At 69.0% G+C, this 26,258-nt stretch carries 23 protein-coding genes and 2 pseudogenes; 16 read left to right on the top strand and 9 right to left on the bottom strand.

From position 1 onward, the window contains the following. Nucleotides 1-135: 135 nt before the first annotated feature. Both NF20_RS02835 and NF20_RS02830 read right to left on the bottom strand, forming a co-directional pair. Nucleotides 136-1,596, bottom strand: coding sequence for a serine/threonine-protein kinase (locus tag NF20_RS02835; RefSeq protein WP_033713266.1), 1,461 nt, complete (start codon nucleotides 1,594-1,596; stop codon nucleotides 136-138). 194 nt (nucleotides 1,597-1,790) lie between these two features. Then, entirely contained in the window at nucleotides 1,791-2,453 is a 663-nt protein-coding gene (locus NF20_RS02830) for a TetR/AcrR family transcriptional regulator (RefSeq protein ID WP_019733518.1), read from the bottom strand. Between the two features lie 120 nt (nucleotides 2,454-2,573). Between NF20_RS02830 and NF20_RS02825 the strand changes: the two genes are divergently transcribed. The 4 genes from NF20_RS02825 to NF20_RS02810 all read left to right on the top strand — a co-directional run bounded on the left by NF20_RS02825 (nucleotide 2,574) and on the right by NF20_RS02810 (nucleotide 7,385). Further along, nucleotides 2,574-3,887, top strand: a complete 1,314-nt coding sequence (locus tag NF20_RS02825) for a cytochrome P450 (RefSeq protein WP_019733519.1) — start codon at nucleotides 2,574-2,576, stop codon at nucleotides 3,885-3,887. Nucleotides 3,888-4,246: 359 nt separating this feature from the next. Continuing rightward, the gene (locus NF20_RS02820) at nucleotides 4,247-5,914 is read left to right on the top strand and encodes a nitrite/sulfite reductase (RefSeq protein WP_009976394.1); all 1,668 of its coding nucleotides are present in this window, start codon (nucleotides 4,247-4,249) and stop codon (nucleotides 5,912-5,914) included. Between the two features lie 14 nt (nucleotides 5,915-5,928). Continuing rightward, nucleotides 5,929-6,672: a phosphoadenylyl-sulfate reductase gene (locus tag NF20_RS02815; RefSeq protein WP_023865705.1), complete on the top strand. Its 744-nt coding sequence runs from the start codon at nucleotides 5,929-5,931 to the stop codon at nucleotides 6,670-6,672. Continuing rightward, nucleotides 6,669-7,385: a sirohydrochlorin chelatase gene (locus NF20_RS02810; RefSeq protein ID WP_033713264.1), complete on the top strand. Its 717-nt coding sequence runs from the start codon at nucleotides 6,669-6,671 to the stop codon at nucleotides 7,383-7,385. Before NF20_RS02815 ends, NF20_RS02810 begins: the two co-directional genes overlap by 4 nt. Before the next feature lies 1 nt (nucleotide 7,386). On the opposite strand, the pseudogene NF20_RS02805 reads toward NF20_RS02810, so the two are convergent. Continuing rightward, nucleotides 7,387-8,333: pseudogene (locus tag NF20_RS02805) on the bottom strand (LysR family transcriptional regulator). Between the two features lie 215 nt (nucleotides 8,334-8,548). Between NF20_RS02805 and fdxA the strand changes: the two are divergent. Beyond that, nucleotides 8,549-8,875 (top strand): ferredoxin, encoded by a 327-nt coding sequence (gene fdxA / locus NF20_RS02800; RefSeq protein WP_003872409.1) that lies wholly within the window; start codon nucleotides 8,549-8,551, stop codon nucleotides 8,873-8,875. A gap of 27 nt (nucleotides 8,876-8,902) precedes the next feature. Here fdxA and NF20_RS02795 read toward each other — a convergent pair whose 3' ends face one another. Next, nucleotides 8,903-9,259: a type II toxin-antitoxin system HicB family antitoxin gene (locus NF20_RS02795; RefSeq protein WP_003878228.1), complete on the bottom strand. Its 357-nt coding sequence runs from the start codon at nucleotides 9,257-9,259 to the stop codon at nucleotides 8,903-8,905. A 202-nt stretch (nucleotides 9,260-9,461) separates the two neighbouring features. Here NF20_RS02795 and NF20_RS02790 point away from each other — a divergent pair, with 202 nt between their 5' ends. Then, on the top strand, nucleotides 9,462-10,754 hold the full coding sequence (locus NF20_RS02790) for an alpha/beta hydrolase (RefSeq protein ID WP_019733325.1): 1,293 nt from the start codon (nucleotides 9,462-9,464) through the stop codon (nucleotides 10,752-10,754). On the opposite strand, the gene NF20_RS02785 is transcribed toward NF20_RS02790, so the two are convergent. Further along, nucleotides 10,735-11,169, bottom strand: coding sequence for a protease inhibitor I42 family protein (locus NF20_RS02785; protein WP_003872412.1), 435 nt, complete (start codon nucleotides 11,167-11,169; stop codon nucleotides 10,735-10,737). The two genes, NF20_RS02790 and NF20_RS02785, sit on opposite strands and share 20 nt — an antisense overlap. A 132-nt stretch (nucleotides 11,170-11,301) precedes the next feature. Between NF20_RS02785 and NF20_RS02780 the strand changes: the two genes are divergently transcribed. The 7 genes and pseudogenes from NF20_RS02780 (at nucleotide 11,302) to NF20_RS02750 (ending at nucleotide 19,016) form a co-directional block, all read left to right on the top strand. Then, entirely contained in the window at nucleotides 11,302-12,912 is a 1,611-nt protein-coding gene (locus NF20_RS02780) for a Na+/H+ antiporter (protein WP_009976383.1), read from the top strand. A gap of 33 nt (nucleotides 12,913-12,945) precedes the next feature. Beyond that, nucleotides 12,946-14,130: an AAA family ATPase gene (locus tag NF20_RS02775; protein ID WP_033713261.1), complete on the top strand. Its 1,185-nt coding sequence runs from the start codon at nucleotides 12,946-12,948 to the stop codon at nucleotides 14,128-14,130. A gap of 116 nt (nucleotides 14,131-14,246) precedes the next feature. Next, nucleotides 14,247-15,392 (top strand): glycosyltransferase, encoded by a 1,146-nt coding sequence (locus tag NF20_RS02770; RefSeq protein ID WP_019733323.1) that lies wholly within the window; start codon nucleotides 14,247-14,249, stop codon nucleotides 15,390-15,392. Between the two features lie 158 nt (nucleotides 15,393-15,550). Further along, nucleotides 15,551-16,404 (top strand): annotated as a pseudogene (locus NF20_RS02765) (sulfurtransferase). A 173-nt stretch (nucleotides 16,405-16,577) separates the two neighbouring features. Continuing rightward, a complete protein-coding gene (locus NF20_RS02760; RefSeq protein ID WP_019733058.1) occupies nucleotides 16,578-17,306 on the top strand; it encodes a sulfite exporter TauE/SafE family protein in 729 nt (242 codons plus the stop codon). A gap of 157 nt (nucleotides 17,307-17,463) precedes the next feature. Continuing rightward, complete coding sequence (locus NF20_RS02755; protein WP_009976374.1) at nucleotides 17,464-17,982, top strand: lipoprotein LpqH; 519 nt, start codon at nucleotides 17,464-17,466, stop codon at nucleotides 17,980-17,982. Between the two features lie 44 nt (nucleotides 17,983-18,026). After that, nucleotides 18,027-19,016 carry an alpha/beta fold hydrolase gene (locus NF20_RS02750; RefSeq protein WP_009976372.1) on the top strand — a complete coding sequence of 330 codons (990 nt, stop codon included), beginning with the start codon at nucleotides 18,027-18,029 and terminating at the stop codon, nucleotides 19,014-19,016. A gap of 124 nt (nucleotides 19,017-19,140) precedes the next feature. Here NF20_RS02750 and NF20_RS02745 read toward each other — a convergent pair whose 3' ends face one another. Further along, a complete protein-coding gene (locus tag NF20_RS02745; RefSeq protein WP_009976371.1) occupies nucleotides 19,141-20,349 on the bottom strand; it encodes a cytochrome P450 in 1,209 nt (402 codons plus the stop codon). Nucleotides 20,350-20,385: 36 nt separating this feature from the next. Then, on the bottom strand, nucleotides 20,386-21,045 hold the full coding sequence (locus NF20_RS02740) for a TetR/AcrR family transcriptional regulator (RefSeq protein WP_009976369.1): 660 nt from the start codon (nucleotides 21,043-21,045) through the stop codon (nucleotides 20,386-20,388). Nucleotides 21,046-21,235: 190 nt separating this feature from the next. Between NF20_RS02740 and NF20_RS02735 the strand changes: the two genes are divergently transcribed. Further along, entirely contained in the window at nucleotides 21,236-22,021 is a 786-nt protein-coding gene (locus NF20_RS02735) for a spirocyclase AveC family protein (protein WP_009976367.1), read from the top strand. A gap of 92 nt (nucleotides 22,022-22,113) precedes the next feature. Here NF20_RS02735 and NF20_RS02730 read toward each other — a convergent pair whose 3' ends face one another. Further along, complete coding sequence (locus NF20_RS02730; protein ID WP_003872424.1) at nucleotides 22,114-23,091, bottom strand: LLM class flavin-dependent oxidoreductase; 978 nt, start codon at nucleotides 23,089-23,091, stop codon at nucleotides 22,114-22,116. A gap of 209 nt (nucleotides 23,092-23,300) precedes the next feature. On the opposite strand from NF20_RS02730, the gene NF20_RS02725 reads away from it, so the two are divergent. Continuing rightward, nucleotides 23,301-24,449 carry a MalY/PatB family protein gene (locus NF20_RS02725; RefSeq protein WP_263423776.1) on the top strand — a complete coding sequence of 383 codons (1,149 nt, stop codon included), beginning with the start codon at nucleotides 23,301-23,303 and terminating at the stop codon, nucleotides 24,447-24,449. A gap of 14 nt (nucleotides 24,450-24,463) precedes the next feature. Here NF20_RS02725 and NF20_RS02720 read toward each other — a convergent pair whose 3' ends face one another. Continuing rightward, on the bottom strand, nucleotides 24,464-25,192 hold the full coding sequence (locus NF20_RS02720; RefSeq protein WP_003872426.1) for a DUF2652 domain-containing protein: 729 nt from the start codon (nucleotides 25,190-25,192) through the stop codon (nucleotides 24,464-24,466). Nucleotides 25,193-25,305: 113 nt separating this feature from the next. Between NF20_RS02720 and NF20_RS02715 the strand changes: the two genes are divergently transcribed. Beyond that, nucleotides 25,306-26,211 (top strand): haloalkane dehalogenase, encoded by a 906-nt coding sequence (locus NF20_RS02715; protein ID WP_003872427.1) that lies wholly within the window; start codon nucleotides 25,306-25,308, stop codon nucleotides 26,209-26,211. Nucleotides 26,212-26,258 lie beyond the last annotated feature (47 nt).

Here is a 26,258-nt window from a genome sequence, read left to right as displayed (position 1 = left end):
TAGCGGATTTGGGAGTGATCTCATGGTAGGCAAACCGGTACCCATGTGACCGATGATGCCTATGAGACTCGTAACGCCCCCGAGCCGGCGCAAACGACCCGTCCCAACACGCGCCCTCGAAAAGAACCGTGCCGATTACGACGCCGTCGCGTACTGCAGCACCGGCTCGGACGAGTCGACGTGCCCGAAGCTGATGATCCGCAACCGATTCGGCCGCACCTCGTAGACGACGCCGTCGACGGGATTGGTGACGTCGAACCCGTCCTCCACCCGCTCGGCATTGGACAGCTCGATGTGCGCACCGTCGCGAATCCGCTCGCCGCGGTAATAGTAACTGCCGCTAAGGTTTTGACACACCACGGCCAGCGACTTGGCCGTGCGCACCACCGCGGCCGGCGGGTTGCCCGGGTCGCAGCGCGCCGTCTCGCCGATGAACCCCAACCCGTCGGCGCCGGTCACCGGCCGCGACAGCGTCGGAGTCAGCGGTGGCGGCGGGGTCGTCGGGGGCGGGGGCGCCAACGCGCGCGTGGTCGGGGCCGGCGGCGGGGCCGAATTGTTGTGATGAGTCCCCACAACGGTTTTCACTGACAGCACCACCCCGGCGATCAACATCAGCACCGCCACCGCGGTCACCACCACGGGCAGCCGGCCCGCCGGCCCGCGCGGCGGTCGCTCGGCAGCAGGGGGCGGCCCCAAGGTGTCGTCCGGGTCGTCGAACTGCGCCGGCGGCGCCGGCAACGCACGGGGCCCGCCGAGCCCGGGCGCCGCCGACACCGGCTCGTAGGCCGCGAACACCGCTTCGCTGGCCGCCCGGGCCAGCTCGCCGGCGGACGCGAATCGCGCGCTTCGCTGCTTGGCCATGCCCCGGGTGATGATGTCGTCGAACGCCCGGCCGACACCGCGGCGCATGATGCTGGGCCGGGGCGCCGGCGACAGCAGGTGCGCGCTCCTCAGCTCCCCCGGGTCGGCACCCTCGAATGGTGGTTGGCCCGTGAGGCATTCGTAGAGCACACACGCCAGTGAGTAGATGTCGGTCTGCGGCCCGAGGCTTCCGGTGGTGAATCGTTCGGGCGCCATGTACGTGCGCGAAAGCTTGTCGTCGCCGGCGGCCTGGGCCAGCCCGAAGTCGGCGAGATAGGTGAAGTGGTCGTGGGTCAGCAGGATGTTCTCCGGTTTGACGTCCAGGTGCATCAGCCCGGCGGCGTGCGCGGCGTCCAGTGCGCGCGCCACCTGCCCGGTGATCGACGCCGCCCGCGACGGCTCCAGCCCGCCCTGCTCGCGCAGCAACTCCTTGAGGCTGCCCCCGTCGTCGACCAGCTGCATGTCGATGAACGGCACGCCGTCGATCTCGCCGAAGTCATGCAGCGGCAGCACGTGCGGCTCCTGCAACCGCGTCACCGCCCGACACTCGCGCCAAAGACGTTGCCGGAAACCAGCATCCAACTCGCCCCGCAACAGCTTGAGCGCGACCAACCGGTCCTTGACCGTGTCGTAGGCGCGGTAGACCTCGCCCAACGTCCCGGCGCCGATCAGCGATCGCAGCTCGTACGGCCCGAACCGGATGCCAAGCCGCGACCCGCGGGACGAGGAGCTCACCAGAACTGTCCTTTCTCACCACTCTCACGACGGTTCAGCCCGCGTGTTCCCGAATCGGGCATCGAACTAACGTGGCCAACCTCACGCGTGTCGCTACCGCGGCGCCCCCGCGCGAGCCACGCCATCCCACCCTAGCCGCAACGACATTCGACATGGGCGGGCCAAGGCCGCCCAGTCCGGTGCCGTTGGGCCCATCAGCGAGGCCCGACCACCATGGGCATCAGGTAGTTGCGCACGTAACTGCGGGTGTCGTCGATGGTGGCGAGGTTGATGCTGGTGTGCGGCGTGACGATGAACGACAGCGTCAGCCGGGTGTGCAGTTCCGCGACCGTGCGCAGGTGCCGCTCCTGGGCCGGCGTGGTCTCCGTGCCGTAGAGCTCCCTGCGCAGCAGCCCGACGGTGTACTCGGTGGCGTAGTCAAGGATGACGCCCGCGTCGACGGTCAGGCTGGGCAGGATCGTCTCGGGCTCGGTGCGCAGCAACTTCTTCAGCAGCGCGTGTTCGCGCATGAAGGTCACCGAGAACACCGTGCTGTTGACCATGCGGTCCTCGAACGTCGCGCCCTGCGCCCAGGCCTGCGCGTCCCCCTCGAGGTAGCGGCGCGCCTCGGCCAGCACTACGGCGTCGACGAGCGCCGCCTTGGTCGGGAACCGCCGGTACAGGGTGGCGCGCCCGACGCCGCTGCGCCGGGCCACGTCCTCCATGGTGGTGCGGCGCATCCCGACGAGTTCGGCCTGTTTGAGGGTGGCGGCCAGAATTCGGGCGGTGATCTCGTCGGGGTTGTCGACCTGGGCGAGGACGACGGGGTCGGGTTCGGTGAGTCGTCGCACGAACTCCGCCGTTCGCGTCGAGGTCACGCATCCCTCCTTGCCCGCCGGCCGCGGCCGTCGTATCGTGACGACGAGCCATCTGAGACATTTAGAGTCCCACTGTATCGCACGTCTCGTGACCGGCTCACGGTTTCGGAGGGATCGCCCATGCGTGTCCGGCTCGGCGCCCGGTGGATGGCCATGCACGGCCTGCCGCGGGCCTACTTCGCGGTCCAGGCCCGGCGCGGTGACCCGCTGGCGCGGCTGCTGCGCAGCGGAACGACGGGCGAGGACCGCTACGCGTTAATGGAACAGATCCGCGCCCGCGGGCCGCTGATGCGTGCGCCCTTCGTGTGGGCCAGCGTCGACCACGCGGTATGCCGACAAGTGCTGCGCGACAAGCGCTTTGGCGTCACCTCACCCACCGAGATGGAGCTGCCGCGTCCGGTGCGGGCGCTGATCGCCAGAACCGACCCGGGCGTCGCCAACCCGGTGGAGCCGCCCGCCATGGTGATCGTGGATCCGCCCGACCACACCCGCTACCGGCAACTGGTCGCGCAGAGCTTCACCCCGCGCGCCATCGAGGCACTGAACACCCGGGTCACGCAGGTGACCATGGAGCTGATCGAGCGCATCGCGGCCACCCCGCAGCCCGATCTGATCGCGGACTTCGCGACCCGATTGCCGGTCGCCATCATCGCCGAAATCCTTGGCATGCCGCCCGATTCCTATCCGCGCATGCTGGCGTGGGGCCGCAGCGGCTCTCCGCTGCTGGACCTCGGCATCGACTGGAGGACCTACCGCGACGCCATCGACGGGCTGCGCGGCGTCGACGAGTACCTGCTCGCGCACTTCCACCAGCTGCGCGCGGACCCGCACAGCGACAATCCGTTCGGCCGGATGGCCGCCGACGGGTCGCTGACCGACCGCGAACTCACCGCCAACGCCGCGCTCATCGTCGGCGCCGGTTTCGAGACCACGGTGAACCTGATCGGCAACGGGATCGTGCTGCTGCTGCGACACCCCGAGCAGCTGGCGCTGCTGCACGACAATCCCGACCTGTGGCCCTCGGCCGTCGAGGAGATCCTGCGCATCGCCAGCCCCGTCCAGATGACCGCGCGCACCCCGGCCTGCGACGTCGACATCGCCGGCGCCCACATCGGCGCCGGCGAGATGGTCGGGCTGTTCCTCGGCGGCGCCAACCGCGACCCCAAAGTGTTCAGCGACCCAACCACTTTCGACGTCACCCGACCCAATGCACGCGAGCACCTGGCGTTCGCCTCCGGCATCCACGCCTGCCTGGGCGCCGCCCTGGCCCGCATCGAGGGCGCCACCGCGCTGCGGGCACTCTTCGAGAACTTCCCCGATCTTCAGCTCACTGCTGCCCCGCAACGGCGGTCGCTGATCAACTTGCACGGATACACCCGGCTGCCGGCCCAACTCGGCGGCCGCAGAACGACTTCCACCACGATTCCGGTCTGACGCCCGGCCTGGCCAAGGTTGCCAATCAGGCCGGAATTGCCAACCTCACCGCAGCGACCGGCCCGGCAATTCGCCTGGCCCGCAAAGTGATCGCCGTCACCCACCGTGAAGCGGCGCACACAACGTCCGGTTGTGCCCTCACAACATGCGACCTCTACTGACGCCGCCGCAAGTAGTGCACTATGGGAATCGCGACCCGTGGGTCCAACGACGAACTTGCGGGTTCCTAAAGCCCCAACATCATCGCGATGCCGCGGCCGACAGCCCATCCCGGCCCCGTAGCAGGCCGATCTGAGCCCGTCAGGAACACCACCCCGGTGCGTCGCACACCGGGGAATGTTCGCGAAGGAGAACACCACATGACCACCGCACGTCCCGTCAAGACCCGCAACGAGGGTCAGTGGGCGCTGGGAGATCGCGAACCGCTCAACGACACCGAGAAGATCAAGCTGGCCGACGGACCGCTGAACGTGCGCGAGCGCATCATCAACGTCTACGCCAAGCAGGGTTTCGACAGCATCGACAAGTCCGACCTGCGCGGCCGCTTTCGGTGGATGGGCCTGTACACCCAACGCGAGCAGGGCTACGACGGCAGCTGGACCGGTGACGACAACACCGACAAGATCGAAGCCAAGTACTTCATGATGCGGGTCCGCTCCGACGGCAAGGCGATGTCGGCGCACACCATGCGCACGCTCGGGCAGATCTCCACCGAATTCGCCCGCGACACCGCCGATATCAGCGACCGGGAAAACCTGCAGCTGCACTGGATTCGCATCGAGGACGTGCCCGAGATCTGGCGGCGGCTCGAGTCCGTCGGGCTGCAGACCACCGAGGCCTGCGGCGACTGCCCGCGCGGTATCCACGGCTCGCCGCTGGCCGGCGACTCGCTCGACGAGGTGCTCGATCCGTCGCCCGCGATCGAGGAGATCGTCCGTCGCTCCCTGAACAACCCCGAATACGCCAACCTGCCGCGCAAGTACAAAACCGCGGTCTCGGGCCTGCAGGACGTCTCGCACGAGACCCACGACGTCGCGTTCGTCGGCGTCGAGCACCCCGAGCACGGACCCGGCCTGGACCTGTGGGTGGGCGGCGGCCTGTCCACCAACCCGATGCTGGCCCAGCGGCTCGGCGTGTGGGTTCCGCTGGACGAGGTGCCCGACGTGTGGGAAGCCGTCACCCAGCTGTTCCGCGACTACGGCTACCGGCGGCTGCGCGCCAAGGCCCGGCTGAAGTTCCTGGTCAAGGACTGGGGCATCGAAAAGTTCCGTGAAATTCTCGAACAGGAATACCTCAACCGGCGGCTGATCGATGGACCGGCGCCCGCGCCGGTCAAGCACACCATCGACCACGTCGGGGTGCAGAAGATCAAGAACGGGCTCAACGCCGTCGGCGTCGCGCCCATCGCGGGGCGCGTCTCGGGCACCACGCTGTCCGCGGTGGCCGACCTGATGGAACAGGTCGGCTCCGATCGGGCGCGCTGGACGCCGTTTCAGAAGCTGGTCATCCTCGACGTGCCCGACGACAAGGTCGACGAACTCGTCGCCGGCCTGGACGCGCTGGGCCTGCCGTCGCGGCCGTCGTCGTGGCGCAAGAACACCATGGCCTGCACCGGGATCGAGTTCTGCAAGCTGTCGTTCGCCGAAACCCGGGTGCGCACCCAGACTTTGGTGCCCGAGCTGGAGCGGCGCCTGGCCGACGTCGACGCCCAGCTCGACGCGCCGATCAGCGTCCATCTCAACGGATGCCCGAACTCGTGCGCCCGAATCCAGGTGGCCGACATCGGCTTCAAGGGCCAATGGATCGACAACGGCGACGGCACGTCGGTCGAGGGCTTCCAGGTTCACCTGGGCGGCGGCCTGGGCGAGCAGAGCGGCTTCGGCCGAAAACTGCGGCAGCACAAGGTCACCAGCGAAGAACTGGGCGACTACATCGACCGGGTGACGCGCAAGTACCTCGAGGGCCGCAACGACGGTGAGACGTTCGCGTCCTGGGCGCTGCGCGCCGACGAGGAAGAGCTGCGCTGAGGTCCGAGGTCGAAATGAGCGACGTGGCAACCGACTTCACCGAGGAACAGCTGCGCGAGCTGGCCGAGCGCGGCGCCTCGGAGCTGGAGGGCGCCAGCGCGATCGACATCCTGCGCTGGACCGACGAGCACTTCGGGCCCGTCGACGGGCCGCGTGGCTGGGCCACCTGCAAATACGTGGTGGCCTGCAACATGCAGGATGCGGTGACGGTGTCGCTGGCCTCCGACGTGCGCCCCGGCGTGCCGGTGTTGTTCCTGGACACCGGTTATCACTTCCCCGAGACCATCGGCACCCGCGACGCCGTCGAGGCCGTCTACGACATCCACCTGCTCAACGTCACGCCCGAGCACACCGTGGCCGAGCAGGACGAGCTGCTGGGCAAGGACCTGTTCGCCCGGGACCCCAACGAATGCTGCCGGCTGCGCAAGGTGGAGCCGCTGCGCAGGGCGCTGCGCGGCTACGCGGCGTGGGTGAGCGGGCTGCGCCGGGTGGAGGCGCCCACCCGCGCCGACGCCCCGCTGATCAGCTTCGACGAGTCGTTCAAGGTGGTGAAGGTCAACCCGATCGCCGCCTGGACCGACGAGCAGGTCGACGAATACATCGAGCGCAACCGGGTTTTGGTCAACCCGCTGGTGCAGGAGGGCTACCCGTCGATCGGCTGCGCCCCGTGCACCGCCAAGCCGGCGCCGGGTGAGGATCCGCGCAGCGGGCGTTGGCGGGGACGAAACAAGGTCGAATGCGGGTTACACGCCTCATGAGCACGCTGGTACTCACGGCACACGGCAGCCGCGATCCGCGGTCGGCCGCCAATGCCGAGGCCGTCGCCGATCGGCTTCGGCGGATGCGGCCCGGCCTCGACGTGCGGCTGGCCTTCCTCGAGCTCAACGCCCCGAACTTCGTCGACGTGCTGGCCGGGTTGCCGGACAGTCGGCGCGCCGTGGTCGCCCCGCTGCTGCTGGCCAGCGCCTACCACGCGCGGCTCGACATCCCCGAACAGATCGCCCGCGCCGGTGCGCACGGCATCCGGCAGGCCGACGTGCTGGGCGAGGACGACCGGTTGGTGGCGGTGCTGCGCGGGCGTCTGGCCGAGATCGGGGTTTCCCCGCTCGACGACGATCTCGGGGTGATGGTGGTGGCGATCGGTTCGTCGAACATCGCCGCCAACGCACGCACCGCCAAGGTTGCGTCCCGGTTGGCCGCCGGAACCCGATGGGCTTGCGCCACAACGGCCTTCGCGACCCGGCCCGAGGCGTCGGTGGCCCGCGCCGCCGACCGGTTGCGCCGTCGCGGCGCGCGCCGGCTGGTGATCGCACCATGGTTTCTGGCGCCGGGATTCATCACCGACGGGGTGTCAACCTTCGCCCGGGACAATGGGATTTGCATGGCCGCCCCGTTGGGGGCGCACCGATTGGTGGCCGAGACGGTGCTGGATCGTTACGATGAGGCGCTGTCGGCCGACGCTGCGGCCTGAGTCACTTCGATGCCGCCGTGCGGGCGATGATGTGGCTGAGCAGGTCGCGGATCGCCGCGGCGGGCGGGTGCGCCCGCCGATCCAGATCGCGCGAAATTTGCGTCGCAGGTCCAACTTCGGGATCTCGACGGCGTGCAGCCGGCCGACCGCCAGGTCGTCGGCCACCGCCAGCCGGCTCATGGCGGCCGGCCCCGCGCCGGCCAGCACGGCGGCGCGCATGGCCGCCGCGGACGTCAGTTCCAGCACCGGCGCGGCCTGCTTCATGTCCTCCCCGAGCACCTTGCGCAACGCCACCGTCAGCGAATCGCGGATTCCCGAATGCGGTTCGCGGGCGACCAGGGGGGTCTGGGCGAGTTCGCGTGCGGTCACCACGCGGGAGCGGCGCGCCCACTTGTGGGTGGGCGGAACCACGATCACCAGCTCGTCCTCCCCCACCACACAGCTGCCCAAACCCTTTGGCGTGCCGGGGTTTTCGACGAATCCAAGATCGGCGCTGCCGTCGCGGACCGAGGCGATGGCGTGTTCGCTGTTGGTCGCGGTCAGGATCACCTGCGGCGCGGCCTCGCCGCGCCGGGTCGCCTCGGCCTGCAGCGACAGCAGCCAATGCGGCATCAGCTGTTCGGAGATCGTCTGACTGGCCGCCACCCGGATCCGCTCCCGGCCCTCCTTGCGCAGCGAGCCCAGGCCGGCGTCGATCTCGTGGGCGACCTCGAGCAGCCGGGTCGCCCAGTCGGCGACGATGAGGCCGCCCGGCGTCAATTGTGAACCGCGCGTGGTGCGCACCGCCAAGGTGACACCGATCTGGGCCTCCATGGTGGCCAGCCGCCGGGAGATCGCCTGCTGGGTCAGCCCGAGTTCGCGGGCGGCTCGGCCGAGGCTGCCGGTCTCGGCGATCGCCAAAAACGCCTCGAACGAGGCGAGTTCGGGCATCCTCGGGCTGAGCGGCATGGTCGCGGGCTCACAATCAAATCGTGTGACACAACTATAGCTTGTGACACCACAACGCTGGCACCTCTACTGCGGCCCGGCGCGGGCGGCCAGCATGGAAGGCACGCGGCCGGCGCCCCGCGCGGCCGCCGGCGCGCTACATTGGCCAGCCTGAACCGAGTTGCTGCGGCCCCGCACCCGGCTGACCCCGCTCGCCAGAAGGAAGGACAACACTCGTGGCCTACGTGATCGCCGAGCCCTGCGTCGACATCAAAGACAAGGCATGCATCGAGGAATGCCCGGTCGACTGCATCTACGAGGGTGCCCGGATGCTCTACATCCATCCCGACGAGTGCGTCGACTGCGGCGCCTGCGAGCCGGTGTGCCCGGTGGAGTCCATCTACTACGAGGACGACCTGCCGCCCGAGCACAGCCAATACCTGCAGATCAACGCCGATTTCTTCACCGAACTCGGCTCACCCGGCGGGGCCGCGAAGGTGGGGCTGACCGAAAACGACCCGGCCCCGGTGAAGAACCTGGAAAGCCGCGCGGAGGCGTCGTAGCCTTTCGCTACGCGTCGTAGCTTTTCGCTAGTCGAATCCGGACAGCCCGAACGTCTCGCTCGGGCGTCGTCCAGACAGTTTCTGCACCACCCATTGGTTCATCGAGACCCTTTGTTCGGCGGCTTCCATGGCCAGCCGGCTGTGCAGTTCCGGGGACGTCCGGACGACGATGGTGCCGCTGTAGTGCCGGTCGGCCATCGGCGTCGGCAGCGTTTCGCCGGAGGACTCAGCGCTGGCGATGTACCAGTCGACGGCCTCCTCGATCGCGCCCATCGCCTCCTGCGCCGTCGCACCCTGGCGGCGCACGTAGGGCAGTTCGAGGCAGGTGCCGACGTATTCGCCGAGGTATGGCGACCAGGCGACTCGGTAGGTGTAGTGGTTCACGCCGGGTTGATAGCACGGGCGCTGGCGGATCCGCGAGTCACTCATCCCCACCCGGAGAGCTCCGGACTTAGGCGGCCGGGTGGTCCCCGGGTCCCGACCTCGGCGGTCCGGCCGTCCCTCCCGACACCATGACGATTCGCCCAAATCCGCTAGCACCGGCGCTAGCGGATTCGGGCGTCACACCCCTACGTAAAGTGGGCCAATGCACAAAGCTCGAATCGTCCACCTCATCCGGCAGATCGGGTCGCTGACGGTCAGCGCGGTGACCGCGGCGTCCACCCTCAACGCCTACCGGCCGCTGGCGCGCAAGGGGTACCCGTCGCTGTACGCCTGGATGTTCGGGCTCGTCGTCACCGAATTGCCGCTGCAGACGATGCTCAGCCAGCTCGGCGGGCTGGCCCTGACGGCACGTCGCCTGACCCGGCCGGTCCGCATCATCGCGTGGCTGGTCGCGGGCCTGTCGGCGCTCGGCCTGCTCAACCTGAGCCGGGCGGGCCACCGGGCCAATGTGCCGCTGACCGATGCGCTGGACAGCGAACTGGGCGCCGACCGGCTCACCGAGTCGGCGGACCTGTGGCGCCGGCCGACCGGCGCCGGCACCGCCAAAACACCGGGCCTGCTGCGGATGCTGCGCATCTACCGCGACTACGCCCACGACTCCAACATCAGCTACGGCGAATTCGGCAGCGCCAACCACCTGGACATCTGGCGCCGCCCCGACCTCGACCTCACCGGCAGGGCGCCGGTGCTCTTCCAGATCCCCGGCGGCGCCTGGACGACGGGAAACAAACGCGGACAAGCACATCCGTTGATGAGCCATCTCGCGGAACTGGGCTGGATCTGCGTGGCGATCAACTACCGGCACAGCCCGCGCAACACCTGGCCCGACCACATCGTCGACGTCAAGCGCGCCCTGGCCTGGGTCAAACAACACATCGCCGGCTACGGCGGCGATCCCGACTTCATCGCGATCACCGGCGGGTCGGCCGGCGGCCACCTCTCGTCGCTGGCCTCGCTCACCCCCAACGACCCGCGGTTCCAGCCCGGCTTCGAAGACGCCGATACCCGGGTGCAGGCGGCGGTGCCGTTCTACGGCATCTACGACTTCACCCGCTTCGACGACAGCCTGCACCCGATGATGCCCGGACTGCTGATCAAGTCGATCATCAAACAACGGCCCGCCACCCACCTGGAGACGTTCGCCGCCGCCTCACCGATCACCCACGTAAACCCGGACGCACCACCGTTTTTCGTGCTGCACGGCCGCAACGACTCGTTGGCATACGTCGAGCAGGCCCGCGCGTTCGTCGAACGGCTGCGGCAAGTCAGCACCCAACCGGTGGCCTACGCCGAATTGCCGTTCACCCAACACGCTTTCGACATCTTCGGCTCGGTGCGCGCCGCGCACACCGCGGTGGCCGTCGAGCAGTTCCTCGCCGAGGTCTACTCGGCCCGCGATCGGCTGCCCGATCAGCTCATCGCACGGTCACGCTGAGGGTGTAGGTGCACGCCGGTTTGGCGTTCTTGTCCACGAAGCTGCTGTAGGACGTGGTGATGGTGGTGCTCCCCGGTTTCAGCGCCGCAAACGTCCACACCTCGGTGCCCGGCGCCCCTAGCGCGTCCGAAGTCGGTGGGACGAACTCGTGACTGGTCTGCTTGACGATCGCCGAATCGCCGATCTTCGCGTCGGGCGTCCACCGGTAGGGGGTGGTGTAGTTCGAACCCAGCTGCACGACCAGGGTGTTGCCGACGGCCAGGGTGATGTTCTGGCTGATGTCGCTCTGCGTCAGCACATCGTTCATGGGGACCTGGAGGGTCTTGGTCGACGGCGGGTTGCGGGACTCGAAGTGACAGCCCAGCACCGTCGACAAGATGAGCGCGGCGACTGTTGCCAGCAGCCTGACCTTCACCAGATCCCCCTTCGATTCCGCTCCGCAGCCTAATCGGCCGTGACCCAGACCGAAGATAGGCGAAGAAGCGCCGGCGCATGACGTCGTGCGGCCCGCGCGGCCACCGTCCGTCGCGTCCGGCAGGATGGGCTGGTGTTCGGCCTCGTCCTGATCGTCGCCCTGGTGTCCACCGTCATCGTGGGCACGGTCATCGGCCGTCGCTACCGGGTGGGCCCGCCGGTGCTGCTCATCGTGCTCGGCGTGCTGCTGGGTCTGGTCCCGCAGTTCGGGCACGTGCGGATCGACGGCGAGATCGTGTTGCTGCTGTTCCTTCCCGCCATCCTGTACTGGGAAGGCCTGAACATCAGCTTCCGCGAGATCCGGGCCAACGCGCGCATCATCGTGTTCCTCAGCGTCGCGCTGGTCATCGCCACCGCGGTGGCGGTGTCGTGGACGGCGCGGGCGCTGGGCATGGATCCGCATGCGGCCGGAGTGCTGGGCGCGGTGCTCTCCCCCACCGACGCGGCCGCGGTGGCCGGGCTGGCCAAGAAGCTGCCCCGCCGCTCGCTGACGGTGTTGAAGGCCGAGAGTCTGATCAACGACGGCACCGCGCTGGTGTTGTTCGCGGTCAGCGTGCACGTCGCGATCGGCGCGCCGGCGATCAGCCCACCGGAGGTCACACTCCGGTTCATCGGCTCGTACCTGGGTGGGATCGCCGCGGGCCTGCTGGTCGGCGGCGCAGTGACGCTGGTGCGCAAGCGAATTGACGCGCCCCAGGAGGAGGGAGCGCTGAGTTTGGTGACGCCCTTCGCGGCGTTCCTGCTGGCGCAATCGGTCGAGTGCAGCGGGGTGGTCGCGGTGGTGGTGTCGGCCCTGGTACTGGCCTACTCCGGGCCGGTGGTGATCCGGGCCCGCTCCCGGCTGCAGTCCTACGCCTTCTGGGACATCGCGACGTTCCTGCTCAACGGCTCGTTGTGGGTGTTCGTCGGTGTCCAGATCCCCGGTGCGCTGCGCGGCATCGCGGGCGTCGACGGCGGTGTGCGGCACGCCCTGTTCGTCGCGCTGGTGATCACCGGGGTGGTGATCGTGTCGCGCATCTTCTGGGGCGAATTCACCACCATGCTGATCCGGCTGATCGACCGCCGGGCGGTGCAACGCGAACGCCGGGTCGGCTGGCGGCAGCGCTTCGTCACCGCCTGGGCCGGATTCCGCGGGGCGGTGTCGCTGGCCGCGGCGGTGGCCGTGCCGATGACCACGCTGAGCGGCGCGCCGTTCCCGGACCGCAGCCTGCTGATCTTCATCGTCACCGTCGTCATCCTGGTGACCGTGCTGGTGCAGGGCAGCACGCTGCCCGCTGTGGTGCGCTGGGCGCGGCTGCCGGCGGACGTCGCGCACGCCGAGGAGCTGCAGCTGGCCCGCACCCGTGCCGCCCGCGCCGCCCTGGACGCCCTACCCGCGGTCGCCGACGAGGTCGGCGTCAGCGACGAGCTGCGCCGGCGGCTGCACAAGGAATACGAAGAGAAGGCCGCGCTGGTGCTGGCCACCGAGAACGGTTCGCCGGACAACCGGATCCTCAAGACCCGGGAGAAGGTCCGGCAGGTGCGGCTGGGGGTGCTCGAGCACAAGCGCCGCGAGGTCACCGCGCTGCGCAATCAGAACCGGATCGACGACACGGTGCTGCGGGAGTTGCAAAACGAGATGGATCTCGAGGAGGTGCAGCTGCTGGCCGCCGCGGCCGACGAGGACGACGGCGACACGGAATAGGGCCCGTCGGTGGCCGACCGTACAGTCGGCCTCATGCTGCACACCGTCGCGGTCCGGGGCTACCGCTCGCTGCGCGAGGTGGTTCTGCCGCTGGGCCGGCTGTCGGTGATCACCGGCGCCAACGGCACCGGCAAGTCGTCGCTGTATCGAGCACTGCGGCTGCTGGCGGATTGCGGCCGCGGCGAGGTGATCGGGTCGCTGGCCCGCGAGGGCGGCCTGCAATCGGTGCTGTGGGCCGGCCCCGAGCAGCCGGCCGGGGCGCGACGCTCCGGGAAGACCGAGGGCACCGTGCGCACCCGGCCCGTATCCCTCGAATTGGGCTTCGCTGCAGACGATTTCGGTTATCTGGTGGATCTGGGCCTGCCGCAGTCGGCCGGGAAGTCGGTGTTCGCCCGCGATCCGGAGATCAAACGCGAAGTGCTGTTCGCCGGCCCGGTGCTGCGGCCCAGCACGACGCTGGTGCGACGGTCCCGCGGTTTCGCCGAGGCCAGCGCCGACAGCGGCAGCGGTTTCGACGAGCTGTCCCGGTCGCTGCCGTCGTATCACAGTGTGCTCGCCGAATACGCCCACCCGCACGCGCTGCCCGAACTGGCGGCGGTGCGAGATCGGCTGCGCGGCTGGCGGTTCTACGACGGCTTCCGGGTCGACGCGGGGGCACCGGCGCGGCACCCGCAGGTGGGCACCCGCACCCCGGTGCTCGCCGACGACGGCAGCGACCTCGCCGCAGCGATCCAGACCATCCTCGAGTCGGGGTTCGACGACCTCGACCGGGCCGTCGCCGAGGCGTTCGACGGCGCCACCGTCTCGGTGGCCATCCACGACGGGTTGTTCGACCTTCAGCTGCGCCAGCGCGGCATGCTGCGCGCCCTGCGGTCGGCCGAATTGTCCGACGGCACACTGCGTTTCCTGCTGTGGGCCGCCGCGCTGCTGAGCCCGCAACCGCCGTCGCTGATGGTGCTCAACGAGCCGGAAACCTCGCTGCACCCCGACCTGGTCGCCCCGCTGGCGTCGCTGATCCGCACCACGGCCGCCAGGACCCAGGTCGTCGTGGTCACCCACTCGCGCTCGCTGCTGGGATTCTTGGATACCGTCCCGCTGGGCGAAGGCGGCGCCGACGGCGAAGCCGTCGAGATCGAGCTGTACAAGGACTGGGGCGAAACACGCATCGGCGGGCAGACTTTGATGACGACGCCCCGCTGGGATTGGGGCACCCGGTAGTCGAGTGTGACGCCAGACCGCCGAACAGCACCCCGCCAGGCGAAGTTCACCCAGTGTTCAGGCCCGCGTCGGGCCAGCATTGAGGAGTGCACACGCGCGCCGCGTGTCCTCACGGTATGCGTGTCGTACAGGTCGCCAATTTCTATGGCCCTCGCTCCGGCGGCCTTCGCACCGCGGTCGACCGACTGGGCGCCGAATACTGCGCCCACGGCCACGAGGTCTTCCTGATCGTTCCGGGGCAGCGCACCGAGCGTGCCCGGCTGTACACCGGCGTGGTGCGAATCACCTTGCCCGCCCGACTGATTCCCTTCACCGGCGGCTACCGCGCGGTGCTGCCGGGCCCGGTCAAGGCGCTGCTGGAAGCGTTGCGGCCCGACGCACTGGAGGTGTCCGACCGGCTCACCCTGCGATCGCTGGGCCGCTGGGGCCGCGACCACGGCGTCACGACGGTGATGATCTCTCACGAGCGGCTGGATCGCCTTGTGGGGCAGGTACTTCCGCGACGGGCAGCGCAGAAGTTCGCCGACTTGGCCAACGCCCGCACCGCCGCCGACTACGACACCGTGGTGTGCACCACGGGCTTTGCGCGTGAGGAATTCGACCGCATCGGCGCCGGCAACACCGTCACCGTCCCGCTGGGGGTGGACCTGCAGACGTTTCATCCGCGGCACCACTCGCAGCTGGTGCGCCGCCGCTGGGCGGCGCCGACCCAGCTGCTGCTGGTCCATTGCGGCCGGCTGTCGGTGGAAAAGCGCGTCGACCGCAGCATCGACGCGCTCGGCGAGCTGTGCCACGCCGGTGTCGACGCGCGGCTGGTGGTGGTGGGCGAGGGCCCGCTGCGGGCCAGGCTGCAGCGGCAGGCCGCCCGGCTCCCGGTCGACTTCACCGGTTTCGTCTCCGATCGCACCACCGTGGCCCAGCTGCTCGCCTCGGCCGATGTGACGCTGGCCCCGGGACCGCACGAGACGTTCGGGCTGGCCGCGCTGGAGTCGCTGGCGTGCGGCACGCCGGCCGTGGTCTCGCGCACGTCGGCGCTGACCGAGATCGTCACCCCGGACAGCGGCGCATCGGCCGCCAACGACCCGGCCGCCATCGCGCGAGCGGTCAGCGCCATCGTCAGCCGGCCCGAGCGGCAGCGCCGCATTTCCGCGCGGCGCCGCGCCGAGGACTTCACCTGGCACCGGGCCGCCGCCGGCATGCTGGCGTCGTTGCGGGCACCGGTTTTCGACGATCCGGGCGGGCACTCCGAACAAACCGCCTGACCTGGCGCGGCGCGGCCGCGTCGCTCGCCGTGTGTGCGCCACCCGTTGCTCCTGTCGGCGGCCCCCGTCACCCGGGCCTTTTCGCCGCGCCGCTCGGGCGGGCGCTGGTTTGCCCGACCGCGCTGGTTAGTCTCGCTACAGACGACAAGGAGGATCCGGTGGGGGCACGCGATCAGGTATTGATCACCGCGACCGAGTTGGCCGACGTCATCGAGGCCGGAGACCCGGTGAGCATCCTGGACGTGCGGTGGAGGCTCGACGAGCCCGACGGCCGCGCGGCCTACCTGCAGGGCCACCTTCCCGGCGCGGTGTACGTCTCGCTCGAGGACGAGCTCAGCGACCACACGGTGTCCGGGCGGGGCCGTCACCCGCTGCCGTCGGGACCCAGCCTGCAGGCGGCCGCCCGCCGATGGGGCATCCGGCAGGACACACCGGTGGTGGTCTACGACGACTGGAACCGCGCCGGCTCCGCGCGCGCCTGGTGGCTGCTGCGCGCGGCCGGGCTGGACAACGTCCGCATTCTGGACGGCGGGCTGGCCGCCTGGCGGGCGACCGGCGGCCGACTCGAGTCCGGGCCGGTCGAACCAGCGCCCGGGAATGTGACTGTGCCGCATGATGATTTGCATTCCGGCAACCGTCCGACCGTGACGACCGAGCAGGTGGCCGCGGGCGCCGCCACACTCATCGACGCCCGGGCGCCGGAACGCTACCGCGGCGAGGTGGAACCGCTCGATCCCGTCGCCGGGCACATTCCCGGCGCCGAGAATCTGCCCAGCGGCGACGTTTTGGCGGCCGACGGCACCTTCCTCGACGACGACGCGCTCGCCCGGGTGTTCGCCGAGCACCGAATCGAGCGGCACGGCGCGGTGGCCGCCTACTGCGGCTCGGCGTCACCGCCACCGTGACGATCGCCGCGCTCGCGGCGGTGGGCCGAACGGCGGCGCTGTACCCGGGATCGTGGTCGGAGTGGTGCGCGGACCCGGCCCGCCCGGTGGAACGCGGCGGCGCGTAGGCGGCTGCACCACCTGTTAGCCTGTTCCCGACAGCGCCTAGGGTTCCGGCACCACACGGTGTGACTGGTCCGAGCGGCGCCACCGCCTTCCCCGACGGAAGGCGGTCATCTGAACGGACAAAAGCCTGGAGGACCCCCGCCGGTGCGCCGCGTGCCGGCGAGAAGGTCCTGCCATGGTGGCTCTCGCCGTCCTCTTTCTCATCGCCCTGGCCGCCGGAGCGCTCGGTGGGCTGGTGGGCACCGGCTCGTCCCTAGTGCTGCTGCCGGCGCTGGTCATGATGTACGGGCCGCGAATTGCGGTGCCCGTCATGGGGATTGCGGCGGTGATGGCGAACGTCGCGCGGGTTGCCGCGTGGTGGCGGCAGATTCGCTGGCGGCCGGTGCTTGCCTACGCGCTGCCCGGGACTCCCGCCGTCGTGCTCGGCGCGAACACCCTGCTGAGCATCCCGCAGGCGGTGGTCGACGGGCTGCTGGGGGTGTTTTTCCTCGCGATGATCCCGGTGCGCAGGGTTGCGCTGGCCCGCCGGTGGCGGATTCGGCTGCGGCATTTGGCCGTCGCGGGCGTCGTCGTCGGCTTCCTCACCGGTCTGGTCCTGTCGACGGGCCCGCTGAGCGTGCCCGTGTTCACCGGATACGGGCTGTCCGGCGGCGCGTTCCTCGGGTCGGAGGCCGTCAGCGCCTTGCTGCTCTACATCGGCAAAATCGGCACCTTCAGCCAGCTGGGCGCGCTCAGCTTCGCCGTGGTGACCCGCGGGCTGGTGATCGGCACCGCCTTGATGATCGGGCCCTTCGTCGCGCGTCCGCTCGTGCGCCGAACCGATCAGCGGCATTATGCGCTCCTGATTGACGGCGTGCTCCTCGTCGCCGCCGCCGGCATGTTCATCGCGACCGCGACACACTGAGATAACGAACAACCCTGTGCGGGATAGGCTTTCGCGTCGTGAACACGGGCGCGTTCAACGCCCGTTCGCCCGACCGCCGCACGCCATGATCGGCTGGGCGTCCCGGCGGTAACGATCGGGCTTTATAGTCCTGATGACGTCTAGCGGAGGGCCGACAATGAGGAACCTGAACGATCGGCGCCGGGTCGTCGGCGCCGCGACCGCGCTCGGTGTGCTGGCGTTGGGGGCCGGGCTGCCCGGATGTTCCGGCAAGAACGGCCACCCGGCTGCCACCCCGAGTTCCACCGCCGCGTTGGCAAGCACCACCGTGATGATCGACGGGAACAAGCACACCATGATCGCCGGCGTCGACTGCACCAGCGCAGCAGCACAACCGAATGCGTCGCCGCCGGAATCGGGAGACCTCACCACCCGCATCAGCGTGCACGACGACTCGGCGTCGGTCTCCCTCGCGGTCTCCGACGAACAACCGCCCACCGTCGATGGCTTCGCGATTTCGCTCAAGCTGGACAACGGCCAATATCAATTGCCGTACCAGGGAACCAAATCGCCGACTCAGGTGCAGGCAACCAAGGACGGCAAGAGCTACACGGTCACCGGCACCGGCCAGGCGACCACACCCGGCCAAAGCGGGACGCGCGACGTGACGTTCGGGATCCACGTCACCTGCCCGTGAGAACGGTGGTTGTCCGCCGCGACGGCCTCTGAGATGCTGACTGCTTGGACATTTTCGCGCAGTGGCAAGGCGGCGGCACCGAACTTCGTTGGCGCTCGACCACCGCGGCCAACGACGGCAGGGAAGTCGGGGTGTTCAGCCGCCGTTGCGGCACCCCGGGTGCGCCCGCATTGGTGTTGGTGCACGGCTTTCCGACGTCGAGCATCGACTACTTCGCCTTGGCCGGCGAGCTGAGCCGTGACTTCGACATCCACCTGCTCGACTTCCCCGGCTACGGACTGTCCGACAAACCGCCCGAGCCGTACGTGTATTCGCTGTACGACGACGCCCGTCTGCTCGTCCACGCCATCACCGAGGTGTGGCGACTGTCCGACTACCGCATGCTGACCCACGACCGCGGCAGCAGTGTCGGCATGATCGCGTCGGGCATGCTGGCCGCGCTCGACCCGCCGGCCGCACCCGTCGACCTGATCCTGACCAACGCCAACATCTACCTTCCGCTGGCCAACCTCACCGCGTTTCAGAGCGCGCTGCTCGATCCCTCGACCGCGCGGGCCACCGCGGCCGCGACCACACCCGAGCTGCTGGCGGCCGGAATGGGCGCCAGCACGTTCATGCCGCGGCGGACGCTGGACGACCCGGAGATCGCCGCCCTGGCGAAATGCTTCGCCCACAACGACGGAATCCGGGTGCTGCCTGACACCATTCAATATCTCAACGAGCGCGCCGCCGACGAAACCCGTTGGCTGGAAGCGCTTTCCACCAGCGATGTGGACACCACCATGGTGTGGGGACTGCACGACAACGTCGCGCCGCTGCGCGTCCCCAACCACGTATGGCAGACGTATCTGAAGACGAAGCCGGGCCGCAACCGCTACTGGGTGATCCCCGGCGCCGACCACTATCTGCAGTGCGACGCCCCCGCGCAATTGGCCGAGATCGTGCGCCTGACCGCCCGCGGCGAGGACGTGCCGCTGCAAACCCTGGGAGATCGGCCCGACGGCGCGGTGTTGGTGGACGGCGGCGCCAGCTAGCCGCCGCGCGTCACGCTAGCGTGACAGTCGACCTCGCGCGTCACGCTGGCCTGACAGTCGACCTCGCGCGTCACGCTGGCGTGACGGTCGACCTCGAGCGTCACGCTGGCGTGACAGTCGAGGGCTAACCACCGGTGACGACCGGCAGCCGCGCCCACCCGCGCACGCTCGCGGTGCGCGCGCGCTCGGCGTTGGCGTAGTCGACTTCCCAGTCCCGCCAGCGTTTGAGCACCTCTTCGAAAGCCACCCGCGCCTCCATTCGGGCCAGCGCCGAACCGAGGCAGAAATGCAGGCCCTGGCCGAAGCTGAGGTGGCCTCCCCCTTGCCGGTGAATGTCGTAGCGGTCGGGATCGGTGAAGCGGCGCGGGTCGCGGTTCGCAGAACCGTTGAGCAGCAACATGAACGACCCTTCCGGGACGACGCGGCCGTAGTGCTCGGCGTCCCGCGCCACGTAACGCGCCTGCACCGGAGACGGCGGTTCGAAGCGCAGCGTCTCCTCGACCGCCCCGGGGATCAGCGACGGGTCGGCGGCGAGTTCGCGTCGTTGATCCGGGTGGTCGGAGAGCAGCTGTCCCATGAAACCGATCAGCCGCGCGGTGGTCTCGTTGCCGGCGCCGGCGATCATCGCGGTGTAGGCCAGCACCTCGGTGCGCGACAGCGGGCGCCGGGTGCCGTCGGGTTCGTCGATCTCGGCTCGGAGCAGCTCGGTCATCAGATCGTCGGAGGGATGATCGGCCCGCCACTCGATGTATTCGGCGAACAGCGCGATCGAGTTGGCGAACACGTTCGCGTCCACCGCGGCGGGATCACTGTCCCGGGACAACTCGATGTTGGCGACGCTGCGGTCCCGGATCTTCTCCTGGTCTTCCTCGGGGATGCCCAGCAGGTAGCCGATGGTGCGCATCGGCATCATCGCCCCCAGATCCCTGATGAAATCGAAGCCGCCGGCGCCCACCAGCGGGTCCAGCTCACGGACACAGAATCCGCGCACCAGGTCCTCCACGGCCAGCATCCGCCGCGGGGTGAAGACGCGCGACAGCAGGCGGCGGTGCAGGTCGTGCAGCGGCGGGTCCTCGAACAGCAGAATGCCCGGCGGCACTTCGACATTGGAGAACAGGATGTCGGCGGTGGTGCCCCGCCCGGATTGGTAGGTCTGCCAGTTCGGCAATTCGCGTGCCACGTCTTCGTAGCGGCTCAGCGCGTAGAAGTTGTACTTCTCGTTGTAGTACAGCGGCGCTTCTTCGCGCATGCGCTGCCACACTGGGTACGGGTTGTCGTCGATGTCAGAATCGAAAGGGTCGTAGTACAACTCGATCGCGCTGGTGCCTGTCATAACCAATTCCTCTGGTGCGGTGGCGAATTGAACGGATCAGCCGTTTCTGTGCAGGAAGCCGTGCAGGATGGCCTGGATGAGCTCGTCGACGATGACTTCCCGGGACGGCGGCTCGGCGCCGAAGTAGGTGGACCGCAACGCCGCCATGCCCGCGATCATCGCCACCGTCGAATGCGCCGGCAGGTCGGGATGGTCGGACCGCAGGCCCCGCAGATGCATGCCCTCGGCGCTGATCCGGCCCAGCGTCGTGATTGCCCGCCTGACCTCGGCGATGCCGGCGTCGGCCTTCTCCTCCTCGCTCAACGCCTCGGACGCCATCAGCGTCAACAGCAGACCCTGGTGCTCGACGAACACGTCGTAGAGCTGCCCGACGAACCGCCGGGCCAGCTCCTCCTCGTCGGTCTGCTCGGGGACCACAGCCTGCCAGGTGCGGCCGAATTCGTCGACGAAATCGGTGAACGGCAGCACCAGCGCCTCGCGGAACAGCGCCGCCTTGGAACCGAAGTGGCGGAACAGCAGATGCTCGGTTACCCCTGCGGCCTGGGCGATTTCGCGTGTCGTGGTGCTTCGGTAGTCCTGCCGGGCAAAGCGGGCCCGGGCCGTGTCGAGCAGCAGCTGGCGCGGCGCGCCGCGGGGCCGGCGGATCGAGGCCGGCGCCGCTGCCGCGCCGCGCCTGGTGGATGGCCGCTGGGCCACGTGGTTGTCCTCTCGTCGATGGTTGACTTTAGGATAGTGTGCACTATCTAATGAGTCGAGCTCGGATCGGAAGGGGTGCGGCCGTGGGTGCTGTCATCATGCTCGGCACATTGTTCGGATTGATCGTGTTGATCTTCGGGCTGGTGCTGCGCTTCGACCCGCAAGCCCGCCGGAGCCGCCAGGCTGACCGATGAGCTCGCAGATGACGCCGGTGATGCAGGCGGCCAGTGATTTCGCGCTGATCGGCGGCATTGGGTTCACCGCGTTCGGCATCTACCTGAGCGTTCGCCGGCGCCGCCTGCATCCGCTTCTGCTGCTGTGCATTTCGGCGATGTCGTTCTCCTGGATCGAGGCGCCCTACGACTGGGCGATGTACGCACAGTTCCCGCCGGCGATCCCCCGGATGCCGTCGTGGTGGCCGCTGAACATGACCTGGGGCGGGCTGCCGTTGTTCGTTCCGATCGGCTACATCTCCTACTTCGTGCTGCCGGCGGTGACGGGCACCGCCCTCGGGCGCTGGCTGAGCGCGCGCTTCGGCTGGCGCAGGCCCCAGACGCTGTTGGTCGTGGGCCTTGTCGTCGGCTTCTGCTGGGCGCTGTTCTTCAATGGATTCCTGGGCGCCAAGCTCGGGGTCTTCTATTACGGCCGGGTGATTCCGGGGCTGGCGATCCGCGAGGGCACCGTGCACCAGTACCCGCTCTACGACTCGGTGGCGATGGCCATCCAGATGATGCTCTTCACCTACCTGTTGGGTCGCACTGACGCGCAGGGACGCAACGTCATCGAGATGTGGGCCGAGCACCGGTCGAAGAGCCGGGTCGGTGCGTCGGTCCTGTCCGTGGTCGCCGTGGTCGTCATCGGAAATGCGCTCTACGGCGCGGTTTTCGCGCCGCACCTGGTGACGAAGCTGGGCGGTTGGGTGACCGCGGGTCCGACGGGCGAGCTGTTCCCGGGAGTGCCGAACCAGCCCCGCTAGCCCGCGAGCGTCGAGTTGTTGCGCCGAAATCGCTTATTTTCCACCATAACTCGACGCTCGGCGGTAAGGGGGCGTGACGCTCGGCGGTATAGCTAATGGCCGAGCGCCTCGGGCAGTACGACCTCGCCCACGCGCTTGAGGTACGGCCAGGCGATGTCCGGCGGCAGTCCCCCGCACAGTGGCGACAGGTTGAGCACCTGCCCGGCCTTCACCCGCGAAATCGCCTCGGGCACCGAGATGATCACGTGCGAGGTCCCCGTCTCACGCAGCTCGTCGATGGTGTTGACGTGGCTGAAGCCCGCCGTCGTCTCGTCCCCGGGATTCCATGCGGCGTAGGTCCGCACGTCGTGCAGCAGGTGCTCGCCGATCTCCTTCCACGCCTGATCCACGTCCTCGGCGACGAACACCACCGAGGGCGTGTTGCGGTCGGGGAACATCGTCGGGCCGGGCGGGTGGCCGTGCTCGCGGCAGGCCTCTTCGTAGGCCTCCTGGATGCCCGGCGCGTTCGCGTTGCCCAGCATGCCCAGGCCGTACCGGCCGGCCCGACGGGCGGCGGCGATCGTGCCCCCACCCCACATCAGCCCCGGCCCGCCGGGAGTCAGCGGGCGGGGCGTCACGGTGATCCGCCGCCCGTCTTCGACGACGGTTTCACCGGCCAGCAGTCGGCGCAGCAGCGCGAGTTTCTCGTCGCAGAGGCGTCCGCGTTTCTTGATCGGCACACCGAAATGCTCGAACTCCTCGGGCCGGTAGCCCAGCGCCAGGATGTAGGAGGCCCGCCCGTTGCTGATGATGTCGAGCACGGCCATGTCCTCGGCCAGCCGCACGGGTTCGTAGAACGGCAGGATCAGGATCAGGCTCAGCGCCAGCCGCTGCGTCCGCGCGGCCACCGCGGAGGCCAGCAGGAACGGCGACGGCAGGTAGCCGTCCTCGGAGCCGTGGTGTTCACACAGCACGGCGGCCAGGCCGCCGTGCTCCTCGGCCCAGGCCGCCATTTCGGGCGCCGCGGCGTACAGATCGGCTGGGGGCGCGGCCCATTCGGGATCACGCATGTCGAAGCGCAGTGTGTACACGGCGAACTCCTAGCTGGCCTAATGTCTGCGACGTACGTTACACGTTCAGTCGAAGGCGTAAAGCGGCAGCGTGGTCGGGATCTCCAGCGAGCACGGCAGCCCGGGTACGGCCGCGACCACGTTCGCCCACTCAACTGCCTTAATCTGCCCGAGTGACGTTTAACCCGTTCGAGGAACTCACGCTGGACCAACTGCGGCTTCGCACCAGCATGAAATGGCGCGCCCATCCCGCCGACGTGCTGCCGCTGTGGGTCGCCGAGATGGACGTCAAACTGGCGCCGACGGTGGCGCAGGCGCTGCGAACGGCGATCGACCACGGCGACACCGGCTACCCCTGCGGCACCGCGTTCGCCGAGGCGGTGAGCGAATTCGCGGCGCGGCGTTGGCAGTGGCACGACCTCGACGTGAGCCGCACCGCGCTGGTTCCCGACGTCATGCTCGGCGCCGTCGAGGTGCTGCGCCTGGTCACCGACCCGGGCGACGCCGTCGTCGTCAACCCGCCGGTGTACGCGCCGTTCTACGCATTCGTGTCGCACGACGGCCGCCGGGTCGTCGAGGCACCACTGGACGACGGCGGCCGAATTGACTTGGGCGCGTTGGAAGAAGCGTTCGCACACGCCCGCGCCGGGAACACGGCGAAGGTCGCCTACCTGTTGTGCAATCCGCACAACCCGACCGGGTCGGTGCACACCGCCGCGGAGCTGCGCGGAGTTGCCGAGCTCGCCCGCCGGTTCGGCGTGCGCGTGGTATCGGACGAGATCCACGCGCCGGTGATCTTGCCGGGATCGCGATTCACCCCCTTCCTGACCGTGGCCGGGGCGGAGAACGCCTTCGCGCTGACCTCGGCGTCCAAGGCCTGGAACCTGTCCGGACTGAAGGCGGCCCTGGCCATCGCCGGACCGGAGGCGGCGGCCGACCTGAACCGGATGCCGGAGGAGGTCAGTCACGGGCCCAGCCATCTCGGCGTCATCGCCCACACCGAGGCATTCCGCAGCGGTGACGGATGGCTGGACGCCACGCTGCAGGGCCTGGACCAGAACCGCGCGTTGCTGGGCGAGCTGGTGGCCGAACATCTTCCGGGCGTGAAATATCAATGGCCGCAAGGCACTTACCTCGCGTGGCTGGACTGCCGAGAGCTGGGCTTCGCCGAGGACGCCGCACAGGGTCTGGCCGTGGTCGCCGACCTGTCCGGGCCCGCGCGCTGGTTCCTCGAGCACGCCCGGGTGGCGCTGAGCTCCGGCCACGTGTTCGGAACCGGCGGGGCGGGACACCTGCGACTGAACTTTGCCACCTCGCGCGCGATCCTCACCGAGGCGCTGTCGCGCATGGGCCGCGCGCTGGCCGCCCGGTCCGGCTAGCTGTCCCGCCCGCGCTACGCGGGAATCTCCTCCCCGCCCCGGCCCAAGTTGCGGAACCCTTCCGCGGGCTCCTTCATGCCCAGGGTGAACGGCAGCGAGTTGAACTCGAACCTCATGGTCGCGCCGAGCCGACGCAGCAAACTGCGCTGCGGCTCGGTGACCGGAACCCGCACTTCCGCCAAGTCGATGTAGTACGTCGGCGTTTCGCCGATCCCTTCGAACACGTGCACCAGCGGCATGCACAGCGCGCGCATCGGCTCGTCGAGGCAGTCCACGACCGGATCGGTCATCAGCACGTATTCCGCAACCGGCACCAGGTTTTTCAGCATTCGATGCACCAGAATGACGTCGAATCCGGCCAGTTCGACGTGCCGCTTCACCCGCTGATCGGCCACCTCGCCGACGTGAACCACGAATTTGAGCGACAGCTGCTCCAGCTGGGCGCAGCTCGCGCACTGGCAGGCGATGTCGTTCTTCATCCGCTCGCGCCGCTGCAGGAACGACGTGCGCATCCGCGACAGCCGCTCGCAGACCACCACTTTGGCGCTGCTGTCCGGCGCCCAGAAGAACGCGGCATCGCCCTCGAGCTTGGCCAGCTTCAGGCCCTTGCCCGCGTTGATCACCGACTCCAGCAGTCCCGCGACGGTCAGCTGGGCATGCGCGAGATGCGTCCGGTTCCACTGCATGTAATGCGTGTAACCACCGATGTCGGCGATGAGCAGCACCGCGCGCCGAATTGCCATGAAGAGGCCAGTTTAGTGGCCGCAACGGTGTAGCTCAACGAATCTGCTACTAGACGAATGCCCGTCGGCGAGAGAGGCTAGCAGAGGTGCCGGTTCACGCCGAGGAGCTGAATATGCATGTGCTGCGAACCCCGGACTCCCGATTCGAAAACCTGGAGGACTACCCGTTCGTGGCGCATTATCTCGACGTCACCGCGCGCGACACCCGGCCGCTTCGCATGCACTACCTGGACGAGGGGCCGATCGACGGGCCACCGATCGTGCTGCTGCACGGCGAGCCCACCTGGAGCTACCTGTACCGCACCATGATCACGCCGCTGACCGACGCCGGAAACCGGGTGCTGGCACCCGACTTGATCGGCTTCGGCCGGTCGGACAAGCCCAGCCGGATCGAGGACTACTCCTACCAGCGGCACGTGGACTGGGTGGTCTCCTGGTTCGAACACCTCAACCTCAGCGACGTCACGCTGTTCGTGCAGGACTGGGGATCATTGATCGGGCTGCGCATCGCCGCCGAGCAGCCCGACCGGGTGGGACGGCTGGTGGTGGCCAACGGCTTTCTTCCCACCGCGCAGCGACGCACCCCGCCCGCCTTCTACGCGTGGCGAGCCTTCGCGCGCTACTCCCCCGTGCTGCCCGCCGGCCGCATCGTCAGCGTCGGGACCGTCCGCCGGGTTTCGTCCAAGGTGCGTGCCGGCTACGACGCGCCCTTCCCCGACAAGACGTATCAGGCCGGGGCGCGGGCATTTCCGCAACTGGTGCCCACCTCGCCGGCCGATCCCGCGATTCCGGCCAACCGCAAGGCGTGGGAAGCCCTCGGCCGCTGGGAAAAACCGTTCCTGGCCATCTTCGGCGCCCGCGACCCCATCCTCGGCCACGCGGACAGTCCGCTGATCAAGCACATTCCGGGCGCCGCGGGCCAACCGCACGCCCGCATCAACGCCAGTCACTTCATCCAGGAGGACCGCGGACCTGAACTGGCCGAACGCATCCTGTCCTGGCAGCAGGCGCTGCTCTGAGCGCAGAGTCGCGGCCTTTGCCCAGGCCCGCGTCCTAGCGCGAAAGA

The sequence above is a fragment of the Mycobacterium sp. MAC_080597_8934 genome, from assembly GCF_000523975.1.
Taxonomy (GTDB): Bacteria; Actinomycetota; Actinomycetes; order Mycobacteriales; family Mycobacteriaceae; genus Mycobacterium; species Mycobacterium avium.
Note: the sequence above shows the minus strand (reverse complement) of the source record. Positions and strands in the feature narration are given on the sequence as shown.